The 15082-nt window shown below is 61.7% G+C and carries 14 protein-coding genes; 12 read left to right on the top strand and 2 right to left on the bottom strand.

All coding sequences use genetic code 11. The features are described from left to right. The first annotated feature begins 39 nt into the window (after nt 1-39). From eutC to D7241_RS14500, 4 genes are all read left to right on the top strand, one after another. Nucleotides 40-843, top strand: coding sequence for an ethanolamine ammonia-lyase subunit EutC (eutC, locus tag D7241_RS14515; RefSeq protein ID WP_408102098.1), 804 nt, complete (start codon nt 40-42; stop codon nt 841-843). A gap of 175 nt (nt 844-1018) precedes the next feature. Continuing rightward, a complete protein-coding gene (locus D7241_RS14510) occupies nt 1019-1831 on the top strand; it encodes a zinc-dependent peptidase (protein WP_408102097.1) in 813 nt (270 codons plus the stop codon). 139 nt (nt 1832-1970) lie between these two features. After that, a complete protein-coding gene (ppa, locus tag D7241_RS14505; RefSeq protein WP_255977207.1) occupies nt 1971-2498 on the top strand; it encodes an inorganic diphosphatase in 528 nt (175 codons plus the stop codon). A gap of 319 nt (nt 2499-2817) precedes the next feature. After that, nucleotides 2818-5091 carry an MHYT domain-containing protein gene (locus D7241_RS14500; RefSeq protein ID WP_408102096.1) on the top strand — a complete coding sequence of 758 codons (2274 nt, stop codon included), beginning with the start codon at nt 2818-2820 and terminating at the stop codon, nt 5089-5091. Between the two features lie 142 nt (nt 5092-5233). Here D7241_RS14500 and D7241_RS14495 read toward each other — a convergent pair whose 3' ends face one another. Continuing rightward, nucleotides 5234-6121 (bottom strand): manganese catalase family protein, encoded by an 888-nt coding sequence (locus D7241_RS14495; RefSeq protein ID WP_408102095.1) that lies wholly within the window; start codon nt 6119-6121, stop codon nt 5234-5236. 307 nt (nt 6122-6428) lie between these two features. Between D7241_RS14495 and D7241_RS14490 the strand changes: the two genes are divergently transcribed. The 3 genes from D7241_RS14490 (at nt 6429) to D7241_RS14480 (ending at nt 9636) form a co-directional block, all read left to right on the top strand. Continuing rightward, nucleotides 6429-6953 (top strand): ATP-dependent zinc protease, encoded by a 525-nt coding sequence (locus tag D7241_RS14490; protein WP_408102094.1) that lies wholly within the window; start codon nt 6429-6431, stop codon nt 6951-6953. A gap of 200 nt (nt 6954-7153) precedes the next feature. Further along, on the top strand, nt 7154-8614 hold the full coding sequence (locus tag D7241_RS14485) for a vitamin K epoxide reductase family protein (RefSeq protein ID WP_408102093.1): 1461 nt from the start codon (nt 7154-7156) through the stop codon (nt 8612-8614). 23 nt (nt 8615-8637) lie between these two features. Beyond that, on the top strand, nt 8638-9636 hold the full coding sequence (locus D7241_RS14480; RefSeq protein WP_408102092.1) for an SDR family oxidoreductase: 999 nt from the start codon (nt 8638-8640) through the stop codon (nt 9634-9636). Between the two features lie 6 nt (nt 9637-9642). Here the strand turns inward: D7241_RS14480 and D7241_RS14475 are convergent, their stop codons facing one another. Beyond that, entirely contained in the window at nt 9643-10260 is a 618-nt protein-coding gene (locus tag D7241_RS14475) for a cation transporter (RefSeq protein ID WP_408102091.1), read from the bottom strand. A 103-nt stretch (nt 10261-10363) separates the two neighbouring features. Here D7241_RS14475 and D7241_RS14470 point away from each other — a divergent pair, with 103 nt between their 5' ends. From D7241_RS14470 to dxs, 5 genes are all read left to right on the top strand, one after another. After that, nucleotides 10364-10789 (top strand): Cd(II)/Pb(II)-responsive transcriptional regulator, encoded by a 426-nt coding sequence (locus D7241_RS14470; protein WP_408102090.1) that lies wholly within the window; start codon nt 10364-10366, stop codon nt 10787-10789. Nucleotides 10790-10854: 65 nt separating this feature from the next. Beyond that, nucleotides 10855-11625, top strand: a complete 771-nt coding sequence (locus D7241_RS14465) for a sulfite exporter TauE/SafE family protein (protein WP_408102089.1) — start codon at nt 10855-10857, stop codon at nt 11623-11625. A 97-nt stretch (nt 11626-11722) separates the two neighbouring features. Continuing rightward, nucleotides 11723-11965 (top strand): exodeoxyribonuclease VII small subunit, encoded by a 243-nt coding sequence (locus D7241_RS14460; protein ID WP_102837024.1) that lies wholly within the window; start codon nt 11723-11725, stop codon nt 11963-11965. Further along, complete coding sequence (locus tag D7241_RS14455; RefSeq protein WP_408102088.1) at nt 11962-12849, top strand: polyprenyl synthetase family protein; 888 nt, start codon at nt 11962-11964, stop codon at nt 12847-12849. The genes D7241_RS14460 and D7241_RS14455 overlap by 4 nt, the downstream gene beginning before the upstream one ends. A gap of 118 nt (nt 12850-12967) precedes the next feature. Then, on the top strand, nt 12968-14878 hold the full coding sequence (gene dxs / locus D7241_RS14450; RefSeq protein ID WP_408102087.1) for a 1-deoxy-D-xylulose-5-phosphate synthase: 1911 nt from the start codon (nt 12968-12970) through the stop codon (nt 14876-14878). Nucleotides 14879-15082 lie beyond the last annotated feature (204 nt).

Raw genomic sequence — 15082 nt, 5'->3', positions numbered from 1 at the left:
TGCTCGCGAATAACGCTTGCCCACCATTCGGAGGTCGCTATGTCCGATAGGCCCACCACCATCACCAACCCTTGGAACCACCTGCGCCAACTCACGCCCGCCCGCATCGCTTTGGGCCGGGCTGGCGCCAGCCTTCCTACGGGCGCTCAGCTGGATTTCCAGTTCGCCCATGCCCAGGCGCGCGATGCAGTGCACCTCGCCTTAAATATTGACGACCTGGCCGCGCAACTGGAGCAGCGCGGCTATCGCTGCCTGCAACTGCACAGCGCCGCACCGGATCGAAATACCTACCTTCAACGTCCCGATCTCGGCCGGCAGCTAAGCGATGAATCCGCTGAGTTGCTCAAAAATCATGCGCGGCAAAACGAGACAGGCTACGACCTGGCGATCGTCATTGCCGATGGCCTTTCCGCGCTGGCGGTACAGCGTCACGCGTTACCCTTGCTCCAGCGCATCGAGGAGCAGATCGAGAAAGAGGGCTGGAGCCTCGCGCCGATAAGCCTGGTGCAGCAGGGCCGCGTCGCGCTCGGCGACGAAGTGGGTGAGCGACTCAAGGCGAAAATGGTGGTGATGCTGCTGGGCGAACGTCCAGGCCTGAGTTCACCGGACAGCCTCGGTCTGTATTTCACCTATGCGCCAAAAGTCGGGCGCACCGATGCCGACCGCAATTGCATCTCCAACATCCGCCTCGAAGGCCTGAGCTACAACCTCGCCGCGCACCGCCTGATCCACCTGATGCGCGAGGCCTGTCGACGCCAGCTCTCGGGCGTCAACCTAAAGGACGAAGCGGAGATGCTTAGCCTCGGCGCCGCGCCGAAGGTCGGCAACTTCCTGCTGGGTTGAGTCGAAGCGCTTTACGGTCAGCGCGGCGACAAAAAACAAGACATACCGCTCTGCACGCGAATGCGCTGCTCAGCTACCCCACCATAGCGGCGTGACGCCCGTGCTACGGCCTCGACCGCTTGCCGATGGTCAGCGCCCCGCTTAAGGTTGTCGGCCCCAGGCTGGAACCTTTCCCATGTGGTCATTTAGTGACTGGCGCCGCAAGCGCATCCTCGCCCGCCTCTCCATCGAACCCGCACTCTGGCAACGCGTTCTGAACAGCCTGCCGATCCTCGACGGCCTGAGCCTTGAGGAAACCGAGCACCTTCGTGACCGTAGCCTGCTATTCCTGCATGCCAAGCGCCTGACGGCCCTGCCCGGGGTCGACCTGGAACTGGTCGACCGCCTGCGGCTGGCCGCTCAGGCACAACTGCCATTGCTGCATCTCTCCGACTTGGACTGGTATCAAGGCTTCCACGAAATCGTCATCTACCCGGATGACTTTCACAGCCCACAGAAACACCGCGACTCAGCCGGTGTGGTGCATGAATGGGATGGCGAGCACAGCGGCGAGGCCTGGCTACAGGGCCCGGTGATTCTGGCCTGGCCGGGTGTACAGGAAAGCGGCGGCTGGGAAGGTTACAACCTGGTGATCCACGAACTCGCGCACAAGCTGGACATGCTCAACGGCGACGCCAATGGCCTGCCCCCGCTGCACCGGAACATGCGCATCGACACCTGGGCGAGCGTGATGCAGGGCGCCTACGACTCGCTCAATGCCACGCTGGACGCCGACCCCGACGCTCACACAACTATCGATCCCTATGCCGCCGAAAATCCCGCCGAGTTCTTTGCCGTCACCAGCGAGTATTTCTTCAGCGCGCCGGACCTGTTGCACGAGGCCTACCCCAAGGTTTACCAGCAACTCGCGGCCTTCTATCGGCAGGACCCGCTGACGCGCCTGCGACAGCTACAGCACAGCCATCCGCAGTACGCGGAACCTCAATGACTTCGGACCGTCGAATGCGCGCATCACTACGCCAGCAACGGCCCGCCACGGCCGGCATGGCAAAACGCCCGACAGTGCGCCTATAATCGCGCCCACTTTTTCGCCCCTGGCCGCGCTGGCCGATCACGGAGCAATGTTCATGAGCTACAGCAAAGTCCCGGCCGGCAAAGACCTGCCCAACGATATCTACGTCGCCATCGAAATCCCGGCCAACCATGCGCCGATCAAGTATGAGATCGATCACGACACCGACTGCCTGTTCGTCGACCGCTTCATGGCCACGCCGATGTTCTATCCAGCCAACTACGGCTTCATTCCGCACACCCTCGCCGACGATGGCGACCCGCTCGACGTACTGGTCGTAACGCCCTACCCGGTCGCGCCAGGTTCGGTCATCCGCGCCCGTCCGGTCGGCGTGCTGAACATGACCGATGAAGCCGGCGGCGACGCCAAGCTGATCGCCGTTCCGCACGACAAGCTGACCCAGCTCTACAAAGACGTGAAGGAATACACCGACCTGCCGCCGCTGCTGATCGAGCAGATCAAGCACTTCTTCGAGAACTACAAGGATCTGGAGAAAGGCAAATGGGTCAAGGTCGAAGGCTGGGAAGGCGCCGACGCCGCCCGTGCAGCAATCACCAAGGCTGTGGCGGCTTACCAAAAATAAGCCAATACCGCTAACGGAAAGCCGGCCACAAGCCGGCTTTTTTATGCTTTTAGTTTTCTCAGCTTGGCAACTGATCCGCTCCCGAAGGGCCACGTACCTGCCGCTCCCCTCGTGCTAGCTTCCGGTCAGCTAGCACCGAGCACCATTGATGACAGGCTGTGCCGTCAGTTGCAACGTTTACCAGGCCTAACCGATCGTCGTGAAAGTCGCCCGCCCCAGCATCCGTCGATCGCACCTATAGACCAGCGACCTGGCGCTCATCGACGACTCGTGCAATACATAAAGGGCGACAGCCTCGAATGTCTGAATGGATCTTGCTATGCCTACCACCTACAACACCGCATTGGTGAGCCTGTCCATCCTGATTGCCATTGCCGGCTCCTTCACGGCGCTCGACCTAGCCAGCCGCGCACGAGCTGCGACAGGCTGGATGCAACACGCCTGGCTGTGCGCAGCAGCTGTATGCATGGGCGGCAGCATTTGGTCGATGCACTTTGTTGGGATGCTTGCGTTCGGCATGCCCGGCATGGAGATCCAATACGATCTGGCGCTTACCCTCTGGTCGCTGGTCGTGCCGATTGCGGTGACGGCGATCAGCTTTTTCGCAGTAGGCACCCGTGGACTGGGCCGGGGAACGCTAGGGATCGGCGGACTGTTCATGGGTCTGGGAATTGGCGCGATGCACTACATGGGCATGGCCGCCATGACGATGCATGCCGAACTGTCTTATGACCCGCTATGGGTCATCATCTCGCTCATCATCGCAATCGGTGCCTCCACCGTAGCGCTCTGGCTCTCCGCGCGGGGACGACGATTGTCGCTGCAGACTGTCTCCGCCGTGGCCATGGGGTTTGCCGTGGCCGGCATGCATTACTCGGCCATGGCAGGCGCTCGCTTTACGCCGATGGACGACGCAATGCCCGCACTACCCGGCAGCGGCCTGGACCTGATGACAATAGCGCTATCGGTCGCCGGCTCGACCTTCATCGTGCTGTTTTTCGGCCTTGCCGCCTCGATGCACGACAGGCGCATGGCGATCATCAGCGAGCGGGAAGCGGCGGCATTGCGTCAGAGCGAAGAACGGTTCCGCGAACTCTATAGCAAGACACCGTTGCCCCTGCATTCGCTGGACGAAGAAGGCCGATTGGAGTCGGTCAGCGATGCCTGGCTGGTGTTGATGGGCCATCGCCGAGAGGACGTGATCGGCCGGCCATTGATCAACTTCATGACCGAAAACTCCTCGCGCCAGATGCTCAGCCAGGATTGGCCGGTGTTGCTCGAAACCGGCGAATGCCTCAACGCCGAATACCGCCTGGTGGCCAGGGCTGGTGCGTTCATCGATGTGCTGGCCTCCACGCGTCTCGAGCAGACCAACCGCGGCGCGCTCATTATCGGCGGCCTGGTGAACATCACCGAACGTCGGCATGCAGAGGCCGCGCTCCGTCAGGCCCAGAAAATGGAAGCGATCGGCAAGCTCACCGGCGGCATCGCTCATGACTTCAATAACCTGCTCGCGGTAGTAGGTGGAAATCTCGAACTGCTTCGTAAACGGTTGCCGAACGACACAGCTCGTGTCGGCAGCCTGATCGAGAACGCGCTGCAGGCGACGCAACGTGGTTCAGGTCTGGTTCAACGCATGCTGGCCTTTGCCCGCAAGCAGGAGTTGAAACCTAGTTCCGTCGTGCTACCGGACGTGGTGTTGAATATGCGGGGGCTGCTGCAGCGCTCGGTCGAGGCCAACATCAACATTGAAACGCGGTTCCCTCTCAGCCTTCCGCCTGCTTATGTCGACGCGAATCAGCTCGAAATGGTGCTGATCAACCTGGTCGTCAACGCAAGAGATGCCATGCTGGCAGGCGGCACGATCTGCATCGAAGGCCAACTGCGTGCCTTCAGCCCATCGCCGGAATACCCGACGCAGGAGTTCGTCGCCTTGATCGTGCGCGACGACGGCACCGGCATGAGCCCGGAGACGCTTGCCCGGGCAGCCGAACCGTTCTTCACCACTAAAGGACCAGGCAAGGGCACGGGCCTAGGCCTTTCAATGGCTCACGGTTTAGCCGAGCAGTCAGGGGGGCGACTGGTGATCGAGAGCAGCCTAGGCAAAGGGACAACAGTCGAGCTGTGGCTACCGCTGGGTGTCCCCGCGCCAGCGGCCGCGCCGGCACCAGAGTTCGCAAACGAGCCCATCGTGACATCCGTACCCATGTTGTCGATTCTGGTGGTGGACGATGACCCACTCGTGCTAACCAATACGTCTGAGTTGCTCGAAGATCTGGGCCATCGAGTCACTGCGGTCGATAGTGGCGAGGCCGCGCTCAACGTCCTCCGCCAGCAAGGGACTTTCGATATTCTGATCACCGATCAGATGATGCCTGGCATGACCGGAACCCAGCTGGCCAAGATTGTAAAAGCTGAAAGGTCCGATCTGCCGGTCCTGTTGGTCAGCGGCTATGCGGAACTGTCGGAGGAAGGTCGCCCACTGCACACGCTGGCCAAGCCGTTCACACAACACTCGCTCAACGTAGCGATCAGCGACACGCTCGGGCGTCCGAATTCGGGTGTCGTGGTGCCGCTGCACAACCGTCATTGAACGCGCCCACTCGGCACCGGCACATTTCGACAATGCGGCACAAAAAGCCGGCTCGAGGCCGGCTTCGAACGAGTATCAGCCACAAACAAAACGCAGCGTCGAGGCGCCCTGTCACAGACGTATCAGCACTGCGTTTCGCCCGTCAGGCTTTGCCTTTTTTTACCGCTTTGCCCGAGCCGAGGTCGGCTCCTGTCATGGGGTCTACAGAGACATCGGACTGGGTCCGTACCGCCATTTGTTGCAGCACCTTCTGTTGATCTTTACTCAGATCCACAGACGGCTTGCCATCGCCACCGTCCACCGCCGGCTGCGGGTTCTCGACAAATTCCCATTCCGGCCCCTGGTTCCAAGGCCCGCGCAGGTCGCCCTCGCCTTGCGACAGGTTGTAGTAGACGCTGGCAAATTCCGGCTCGCCCGGCAGTTTGCCTTGAGGGAAGTTGGGTTGAATGGCATGTAGCGCCTTCTCGAAGGACTTCTGGTGGGCTATCTCGCGGGTCATCAGGAATTTCAGCGCGTCCTTGATTCCAGGGTCGTCCGTCACGTTGATCAAGCGTTCGTAAATGATCTTGGCCCGCGCCTCGGCGGCAATGTTGGAACGCAGATCAGCCGTCGGCTCGCCGATGGTATCGATATAGGCGGCAGACCAAGGAACCCCACCCGAGTTGGTTAGCGCAGGTCCGCCACCGTACAACAGCGAGGTGACGTGGGAGTCGTTGCCGCCGTCGGTGAGCGAACGGTACAGGTCGGCTTCTTGCTCGACCCCTTCCGCCAGCTGCCCTTTCGCACCTTTGTTGAGCATGCCGACGATCGAGCCGATCACCTCCAGGTGGCTGAGTTCTTCGGTGGCGATATCCATGAGCATGTCCTTACGGCCTGGATCATCCTCGGACACGCCCTGGGTGAAGTAGCGCATGGCTGCGGCAAGCTCCCCTTGAGGACCGCCGAACTGCTCGAGCATCAGATTGGCCAGCCCAGGATTGGGGCCCGCCACTCTCACGGTGTACTGAAGTCGTTTGTTGTGGACGAACATGGTTCACCTCTCAAATTGGACTTCCCTAGTAACTGCCTCCTTTTGGTCAGATTGAGCCACCGCGAACCTCAACATCATCAGTGACCCTACTTGTTGAGTTCGAGCCAAGGCAGCCGTCCGATTGTGTTTTCCTATGAGGCGAATTGATTAAAACAATCGATCTCTTTGCTTTAGTTACTGTCTTGCACGCGGTCTCGGATGCCGTCGGCAACGCATGCGTACCGCTCGCATCGCTGCGCCCGCCGTGAACATATCCGGCGCTAGGGACTCTATCGTTGCCTTAAGCACTGCTGACCAGAGGTGATCGATGTTCCATTCCATACGCCCCAACCGTCTATTCAAATGCCTAGGGGTGGCGGTATTACTGCCTGTCTGTAGCGCGCAAGCATTGGCTGATTCGCCACAGGTCTTTGGCTGGGTCGAGAAAGGCCTGATCTTTCCGGAAAAGGTCGCGGTGAAGTTCAAGCTCGATACCGGCGCCCTGACTTCATCAATGCATGCAGAAGATATCGACCGATTCGAGAAGGATGGCGAGGACTGGGTGCGCTTTACCCTTGAATTGGAAGACATCGATACCGATAAGGAAGTCGAGAAGCGTCTGGAGCGTAAGGTGGCCAGGGACATTACGGTGCGCGGCGCGGGCGGCGCTGAGGAGCGGCCCGTGGTTATGATGAGGGTCTGTCTTGGAAACCGTATCCATGAAGAACAGTTCTCGCTGAACGACCGGGACAAGATGAATTACCCGGTGCTGATAGGCCGCCGAACGCTGGAAGACATCGGTCTGGTGGATTCGTCCAAAACCTTCACGGTCGAGCCGGATTGCTCTGAATAGCGTTCAGATCATCCCGCCGGCTCTCGCTGTCATTTCCCTGCTTGCGTAAGGCAACGAAGGGGCCAACGTCGGCGGTTACATTCTTCGTCGGTGCGGCTCGCTGCCCCTGCGATTTCCAGTTTTCTGCAACTCACCCCAAGTGCCCCTGTCAATTGACCAGCGACTTGTGAACACAACCGATACTGGCGCGGGAGAGGTTCATGGAGCACCAGGGGGAATACTTGAGACAGGCCGCCATGCCGTCGGATATGAGCATGGACGCGCACATGCAGATGATGAAGCGCCGCCGTCTCGCCACCTTGTGGTGCCATTTCGCTAACGCCTTGCTCGGCTTATGGGTGCTTAGCGCACCGTTCATATTCGGCTATACGAACATCTCGGCAACCGACCTCGATCTTGCCCGTTTGGCGACCGAACGTGACTTGCCAGACGTGGCCACTCGCGCGCTGCTGATGACCTGGAGCGACGTCGCCAGCGGGTGCCTGATCGTGCTGTTCTCGGTCCTTTCGTTGAGGCGAATCGCGTGGGCCCAGTGGGCGAACACGACGATGGGGCTGTGGCTGATGTTCGCCCCGCTGCTGTTCTGGACGCCCTCCCCGGCCAGCTATGGAAACGCATTGCTGGTCGGCGGGTTGGTGATCGCCTTCTCCACACTGGTGCCGATGATGCCCGGCATGAGCATGTCCGGAATGATGCAGAAGGCCGCGGTGCCACCGGGCTGGGATTACAACCCGTCGACCTGGCTGCAGCGATTGCCCATCGCGATTCTCGCCGTGATCGGCATTCTGCTGGCGCGCTATCTCGCCGCCTATCAACTCGGCCATACCTCGACTGCCTGGGAACCATTCTTTGGCAGTCAGCCCAACGGCACGGAAACCATAATCACCTCCGATATGTCCCGCGCCTGGCCGGTGCCCGACGCCGGAGTCGGCGTCATGGCTTATATGATCGAGCTGCTAATGGCGGTGATGGGCGATGCACGCCGCTGGCGGACCATGCCCTGGATGGTCGCCGCTTTCGGCGTGGTGGTGGTACCGCTGGGCGCGGTGAGCATCTTCTTCATCATTGCCCAGCCGATCTTCATCAATACCTGGTGCACCCTGTGCCTGATCCAGGCTCTGGCGATGCTGGTGATGATGCCCTATGCGCTGGATGAGCTCGTCGCCATGGGGCAGTTTCTGAAGGATGCCCGCCGCCGCGGCAAACCGTTCTGGAAAACATTTTTCCAGGGCGATGCCATGGACGGTGCGCGCGAAGACAACACGCCCGAGTTCGATGGCAGCCTGTCGGCCATGACATTGAAAGGGCTTCGCGGGGTCAACTTGCCTTGGGGGCTCACGCTGCTTTGTGCACTCGGCGTCTGGCTGATGTGCACGCGGCTGATCTTCGGTACCGAAGGTGCGATGGCTAACAACGACCACCTCATGGGCTCGTTGCTGATCACCGTCTCGGTGCTGGCCTTCGCCGAAGTCGCGCGACCGCTGCGTTTGCTCAATGTGCCGATTGGCGCCTGGTTGATCGCCGCGCCCTCATTTCTCGAGGGCGCCGGTTTCGCCGCCACCGTTGGTAGCTTGATCGCCGGTGTGCTGGTGATCAGCCTGAGCCTGCCGCGCGGGCCGATTCGTCATCGCTATGCCGGCTGGAACAGGCTGCTGCGTTAACCCGATCCAGACAGGAGTTTTTTATGAGCGACCGCGGACTGGCTGCTGTGGTTTGTGGAGGCACCGCTGGCGTGGGCCGCGCAACGGCCCATGCATTCGCGCAGGCAGGCTTTCGTGTGGCCGTGATTGCGCGCGGCGAACAGGGCCTGTCTGACACGCGCGACGAACTTGAAGCTGCCGGCGTCAAGGTCCTGGCCATTTCCGCCGACGTTGCCGACGCTGGAGCGATCGATCAGGCGGCCGAACGAATCGAGGCAGAACTGGGGCCAATCGAGGTCTGGGTCAACGCCGCCATGGCGACGGTGTTCGGTCCGGTGAACAAGATTAGCGCCGCGGAATTCAAGCGGGTCACCGAGGTGACCTATCTGGGCTTCGTCCATGGCACGCTGGCCGCGCTGCGATATATGGAGGCGCGCAATCGCGGCACCATCGTCCAGGTGGGTTCGGCATTGTCCTACCGGGCGATTCCCCTGCAGTCGGCCTATTGCGCGGCCAAGTTCGCCATTCGCGGTTTTACCGATTCGCTGCGTTGCGAACTGATCCATACCAATAGCCGGGTGCGGCTGACAATGGTCCAGTTACCGGCGCACAACACGCCGCAGTTCGACTGGTCGCGTAACAAAATGCAAAAACGTCCACAGCCGGTCCCGCCGATCCATACGCCCGAGGTCGCGGCTCGCGCGATTGTCCGCGCTGCAACCGATGCGCCGCGCGAATTGTGGCTCGGGCGCGCCTCGTTCCAGGCGATTATCGGCAATATGTTCATGCCCGGCCTGCTCGATAGGATGATGGCCAAACAGGCCTGGAGCGGCCAGATGACCGATGAGCCAACCACCGCCGAGCAGCCAGACAATCTGTTCCAGCCTGTAGAAGGCTTGCATCGTCTCGAAGGCCGTTTTGGAGATCAGGCGAAGGGCAAGGCGCTGGCCATGAGCGCCGAAACGGTAGGCAAGCTGGCCGCCGCCGGACTGGCGCTGGTGGCTGTGGTTGCCGTGGTGCTGGTTGCTGCCATTGCCAACTAGGCGTGCCTAGCGGGACGTACGCAACTCCTGCCGAGCCTGACGTACCACCGAGAAACCGGCAGACAACGCCAGCCCGGCCATGATCAGCGCCACAACAAAATCAGGCCAGCCAGAACCGGTACCGAACACACCGGCCGCTGCGATCATCACGGCGATGTTACCGATTGCGTCGTTGCGGCTGCACAACCAGACGGAACGCATGTTGGAGTCGCCCTCACGAAAGGCGTAAAGCATCAGCGCCACGACGACATTAGCAACCAACGCCAGCGCGCCAATGACGCCCATGGTCAGCGGCTCCGGCACGACGTTGGCATAGATCGACCAACCGGCGCGGGCGACGACGAAAACCCCGAAGGCGAGCATCGACAACCCCTTCACCATTGCGGCGCGTGAGCGCCACACCAGCCCCATCGACAGCACGACCAGGGTGATGCCGTAGTTGGCGGCGTCACCGGCGAAATCGATGGCGTCCGCCAGCAGCGAGACCGAGCCAGCGCGTAAGCCACTGACGATTTCCACGACGAACATGGCCAGGTTGATCGCCAACGCAATCCACAAGGCTTTGCGAAAGCGTGGGCTGACCGCCTGGGTTGAACAACCGGAATCACAGCATCTCGACGACATGGAATGCCTCCTGAACTATATTCGGAGCCATTGCACACCCTGGAGCGGCTCCAGGGTCAAGCCCATTTCGGTCAACGAACGCAGCATTAAGAAGGAGGCCATGATGCGCATCGGTGAGCTGAGCACGGCGGCAGACGTCGATGTCGAGACGATCCGCTACTACGAGAAGGTCGGCTTGATGCCGGCCCCGGAACGGGGACCCAACGGCTACCGGTCCTACTCATCGAAGCAACTCGCGCATCTGGTATTCATCCGTCATTGCCGGGCGCTGGACATTGGGCTGGCCGATATCCGTCGGTTGCTGGAGTTCTCCAACCATCCGGATGCCAGCTGTGGCGATATCAACCTGTTGATCGATGAGCAGCTCGAGCGCGTCCGCACGCGCCTGGAAAGCCTCCATGCGCTGGAGCGACAGCTCCAGGACTTACGTAGCTGCTGCGCCGGTAGTCAATCGTCCGGTGGCTGCGGCATCCTCGACGAACTGGCCAGTACCCGCCTGGATGAAGATCGAAGTCCATCCGACAAATAGAGCCGCACGCTTGGCTCAGCGGGACGGCAGCGATAATCTGCGTCCTTTTGCCGCGAGCCCATCCGATGCCCCTGTTCGACATATTGCTGCTCATCGCTGCCGGTTTCGCAGCGGGTGGAATGAATGCCCTGGCCGGCGGCGGTACCTTCTTCTCCTTCCCTGCGCTGCTGGCAACGGGCCTTCCTCCGGTCACGGCGAACGCGACCAACGCCGTGGCGCTCTGGCCCGCCAGCGTCGCCGCTGCCTGGGCCGCGCGCTCGGCGCTGCGTCCGCTGGGCCGCTATTTGATCCCACTGTTGCTGGCCGGACTGGCCGGCGGCCTGCTCGGTGGTCTGTTATTGCTGGCCAGCGGCGACGACGTGTTCAGCCTGCTGATCCCCTGGTTGCTGCTGCTCGCCACCGCACTGTTCGCCGCCAGTCCCTGGCTGAGCCGCTGGCTGGCGGCACGGCGCAAGGAAGAAAACGCAGTGCCTCCGCACGCTCCGGCATCGCTCGCCGCACATGGCCTGGTTTCGATCTACGGTGGTTATTTCGGTGCGGGCATGGGCATTTTGCAGTTGGCGGCATTTTCCATCGAAGGTCATCAGTTGGTTCGCGCCAACGCGCTGAAGAACCTTATATCGGCCGTGATCTACAGCGTCGCCACGGCCACCTTCATCATCGCCGGTCGGGTGAGCGGGTACGAACTGGCGATCCTGCTGATCGGCACCACGCTCGGCGGCTACGCTGGCGGCGCGCTGAGCAAGAAGCTACCCGCCAATTGGTTGCGGGTCTTCGTCATCCTGGTTGGCAGCTTCATGACGCTCTATTACTTCCAGGCGGTTTACTGGCGATAACCGACAGGCGCGTAGCCCGCTTGGTGTATGGCTTATGCCGCCCAGCTCTGCTAGTGTCGCGACCGTTTTACAGCCGCCGCAAAGAACAGGTTCCGCCATGGCCCGCAAGAAAGTCGCCCTCGATTTCGAACAATCCCTCGCCGAGCTGCAACAGCTGGTCGAGCGTCTGGAAAGCGGCGAGCTGTCGCTGGAAGACTCGCTGACCTGTTTCGAACAGGGAATCGGCTTGACCCGCGACTGTCAGGCCGCGCTCAGCCAGGCCGAACAGAAAGTACAGATCCTGCTCGAACGCGACGGCAAGCTGCAGGAAGCACCGTTCGAGGTGGATCCCGAAGCATGATCGGCGACTACCAGAAACGCTGTCAGCAACGCGTCGACAACTGCCTCGAGACGCTCTTCGTCCCCCCCCGCCCGCAACTCGAACGCCTTTACCAAGCCATGCGCTACAGCGTCATGAACGGTGGCAAGCGCGTGCGCCCGCTGCTGGTCTATGCCGCCTGCGAGGCGCTTGAAGGAGACAGTGCACAGGCCGATGGCGCAGCCTGCGCCGTCGAGCTGATCCACGCCTATTCGCTGGTTCACGATGACCTGCCGGCCATGGACGACGACGATCTGCGCCGCGGCCAGCCGACGACGCACAAGGCCTTCGACGAAGCCTGCGCGATCCTTGCCGGTGATGGCCTGCAAAGCCTTGCGTTCGAAGCGCTGGCAGCCGATGTACGCAATCCGCAAGACCCCGCGCTGCGCCTGGAGATGGTCACCAGCCTCGCTCGCGCAGCCGGCCCGGCCGGTATGGTCGGTGGGCAGGCCATCGACCTGGGTTCGGTGGGCCGCAAGCTCGACCGCAGCGCGTTGGAACTGATGCATCGGCACAAGACCGGCGCACTGATCGAGGCCAGCGTTCGTCTCGGCGCCCTCGCCAGCGGCCGTGCCGATGCCGAGAAGCTGGCCGCTCTGCAGCAATACGCGCAGGCGATCGGTCTGGCCTTTCAGGTGCAGGACGACATTCTCGACGTGGAAAGCGACACCGCCACGCTAGGCAAACACCAAGGCGCCGATATCGCCCGTGACAAACCCACCTACCCCGCGCTGCTCGGCATGGACGCGGCAAAGGCCTATGCGGTGGAGTTGCGCGATCTTGCACTCGAAGCCGTCGTTTCCTTCGGTAGCAGCGCCGAACCGTTGCGCCAGCTGGCCCGCTTTATCGTCGAACGCCGCAACTGAGCCACACGGATCGTTGCGCTGGCACGACCTGGCGGCAACCGTTGATGCTTGAGTCGTTCTTCTCGCTGTAACCATCGGGTAAACTGCGGCTCTTTTTTCAGCCAAAACGACTCGTTCGATGCCCAAGACGTTCCATGAGATTCCTCGGGTCCGCCCTGCAACGCCCGTTCTAGATCGCGCGGCCACTCCCGAGCAACTGCGCCGGCTGGGCGAAGCGGAACTTGAAGAACTCGCCAACGAACTGCGTCAGGACCTGCTTTACAGTGTCGGCCGCACCGGCGGACACTTCGGCGCCGGGCTCGGCGTGATTGAGCTGACCATCGCCCTGCACTACGTTTACGACACGCCCGGCGACCGTCTGGTCTGGGACGTCGGCCATCAAGCCTATCCACACAAGATCCTCACCGGTCGCCGCGAACGCATGGCCAGCCTGCGCCAGAAAGACGGTCTGGCAGCCTTTCCGCGCCGCAGCGAAAGCGAATACGACACCTTTGGCGTCGGCCATTCCAGCACCTCGATCAGTGCCGCCCTGGGCATGGCCATCGCTGCTCGCCTGCAGGGAAAAAAGCGCAAGTCGATCGCCGTGATCGGCGACGGCGCGCTCACCGCCGGCATGGCCTTCGAGGCCCTGAACCACGCCCCTGAAGTCGGCGCCGACATGCTGGTCGTGCTCAACGACAACGACATGTCGATCTCGCGTAACGTCGGCGGTCTGTCCAACTACCTCGCCAAAATTCTTTCCAGCCGCACCTATACGAGCATGCGAGAAGGCAGCAAGAAGGTCCTGTCGCGCCTGCCGGGCGCCTGGGAGATCGCCCGCCGTACCGAGGAGTACGCCAAGGGCATGCTGGTTCCCGGCACCCTTTTCGAAGAGCTTGGCTGGAACTACATCGGCCCCATCGATGGCCACGATCTGCCGACGCTGATCGCCACGCTGCGCAACATGCGCGACCTCGCTGGGCCGCAGTTCCTGCATGTGGTGACCAAGAAAGGCAAAGGCTTCGCTCCGGCGGAAGTCGATCCGATTACCTGGCATGCGATCAGCAAGCTGGACCCCGTCGGTGCTCCAGCGGCCCCTAAAAAGCCCAGCGGCCCGAAATACTCCAACGTCTTCGGCCAATGGTTATGCGACATGGCCGCCGCCGATCCGCGCTTGGCAGGCATTACTCCGGCCATGAAGGAAGGCTCCGACCTGGTCGACTTCAGCGAGCGCTACCCGGATCGCTACTTCGATGTCGCCATCGCCGAGCAGCACGCCGTGACATTGGCGGCCGGCATGGCCTGTGAAGGCGCCAAACCGGTGGTAGCGATCTATTCGACGTTCCTGCAGCGTGCCTACGACCAACTGATCCATGACGTCGCCGTGCAGAACCTGGACGTGCTGTTCGCCATCGACCGCGCCGGCTTGGTCGGCGAAGACGGCCCGACCCACGCTGGCAGCTTCGACCTGACCTATCTGCGCTGCGTCCCCGGCATGCTGATCATGACGCCCAGCGACGAGAACGAGATGCGCCGAATGCTCACCACTGGCTACCATTTCGAAGGCCCTGCAGCGGTGCGCTATCCGCGTGGTACAGGCCCAAACGCGACGATCGAGCCCGGCCTCGAACCGCTGGAAATCGGCAAGGGCGTCGTGCGCCGCGAAGGCAGCAACGGCGGCGGCCGTCGGGTTGCGCTGCTGGTCTTCGGCGTACAACTGCCCGAAGCCTTGCAGGTCGGCGAAAGCCTCGATGCAACGGTAGTCGACATGCGCTTCGTCAAACCATTGGACGAGGCGCTTGTGCGCCAGTTGGCCGACTCTCATGAACTGCTGGTGACCGTCGAGGAAAACAGCATCATGGGCGGTGCCGGCAGTGCTGTGAGCGAATTTCTCGCTGCCGAGAATTCGCAGACGCCGATCCTCCATTTGGGCCTGCCGGATTACTACGTCGAGCACGCCAAGCCCAGCGAGATGCTCGCGGAGTGCGGGCTGGACGCCGCGGGTATCGAGGCATCGATACGCGCACGCCTGGCGGCTTTGGGCGCGTAGCCTCAGAGCCATCACGTCGCCACGGATGGCTGCGAAGCGGGTTGCTCGCCTTTACTATGCTCGGTAGGTAAAGGGTTTGTGTAGGGTGGGCTTCAGCCCACCAATGCTTTGACAACCCTATGTGGCGGGCATCTGATTGAACTGCCGCGCTCGTTCAATAGTGAACGCAACCGCACCTCGATTCGGTGGGCTGAAGCCCACCCT

Origin of the sequence: Stutzerimonas sp. VN223-3 (assembly GCF_045999685.1) — a bacterium.
GTDB classification, from domain to species: Bacteria; Pseudomonadota; Gammaproteobacteria; order Pseudomonadales; family Pseudomonadaceae; genus Stutzerimonas; species Stutzerimonas stutzeri_AR.
The sequence above is the reverse complement of the archived record's forward strand: the minus strand, read 5'-3'. Positions and strand labels throughout refer to the sequence as shown.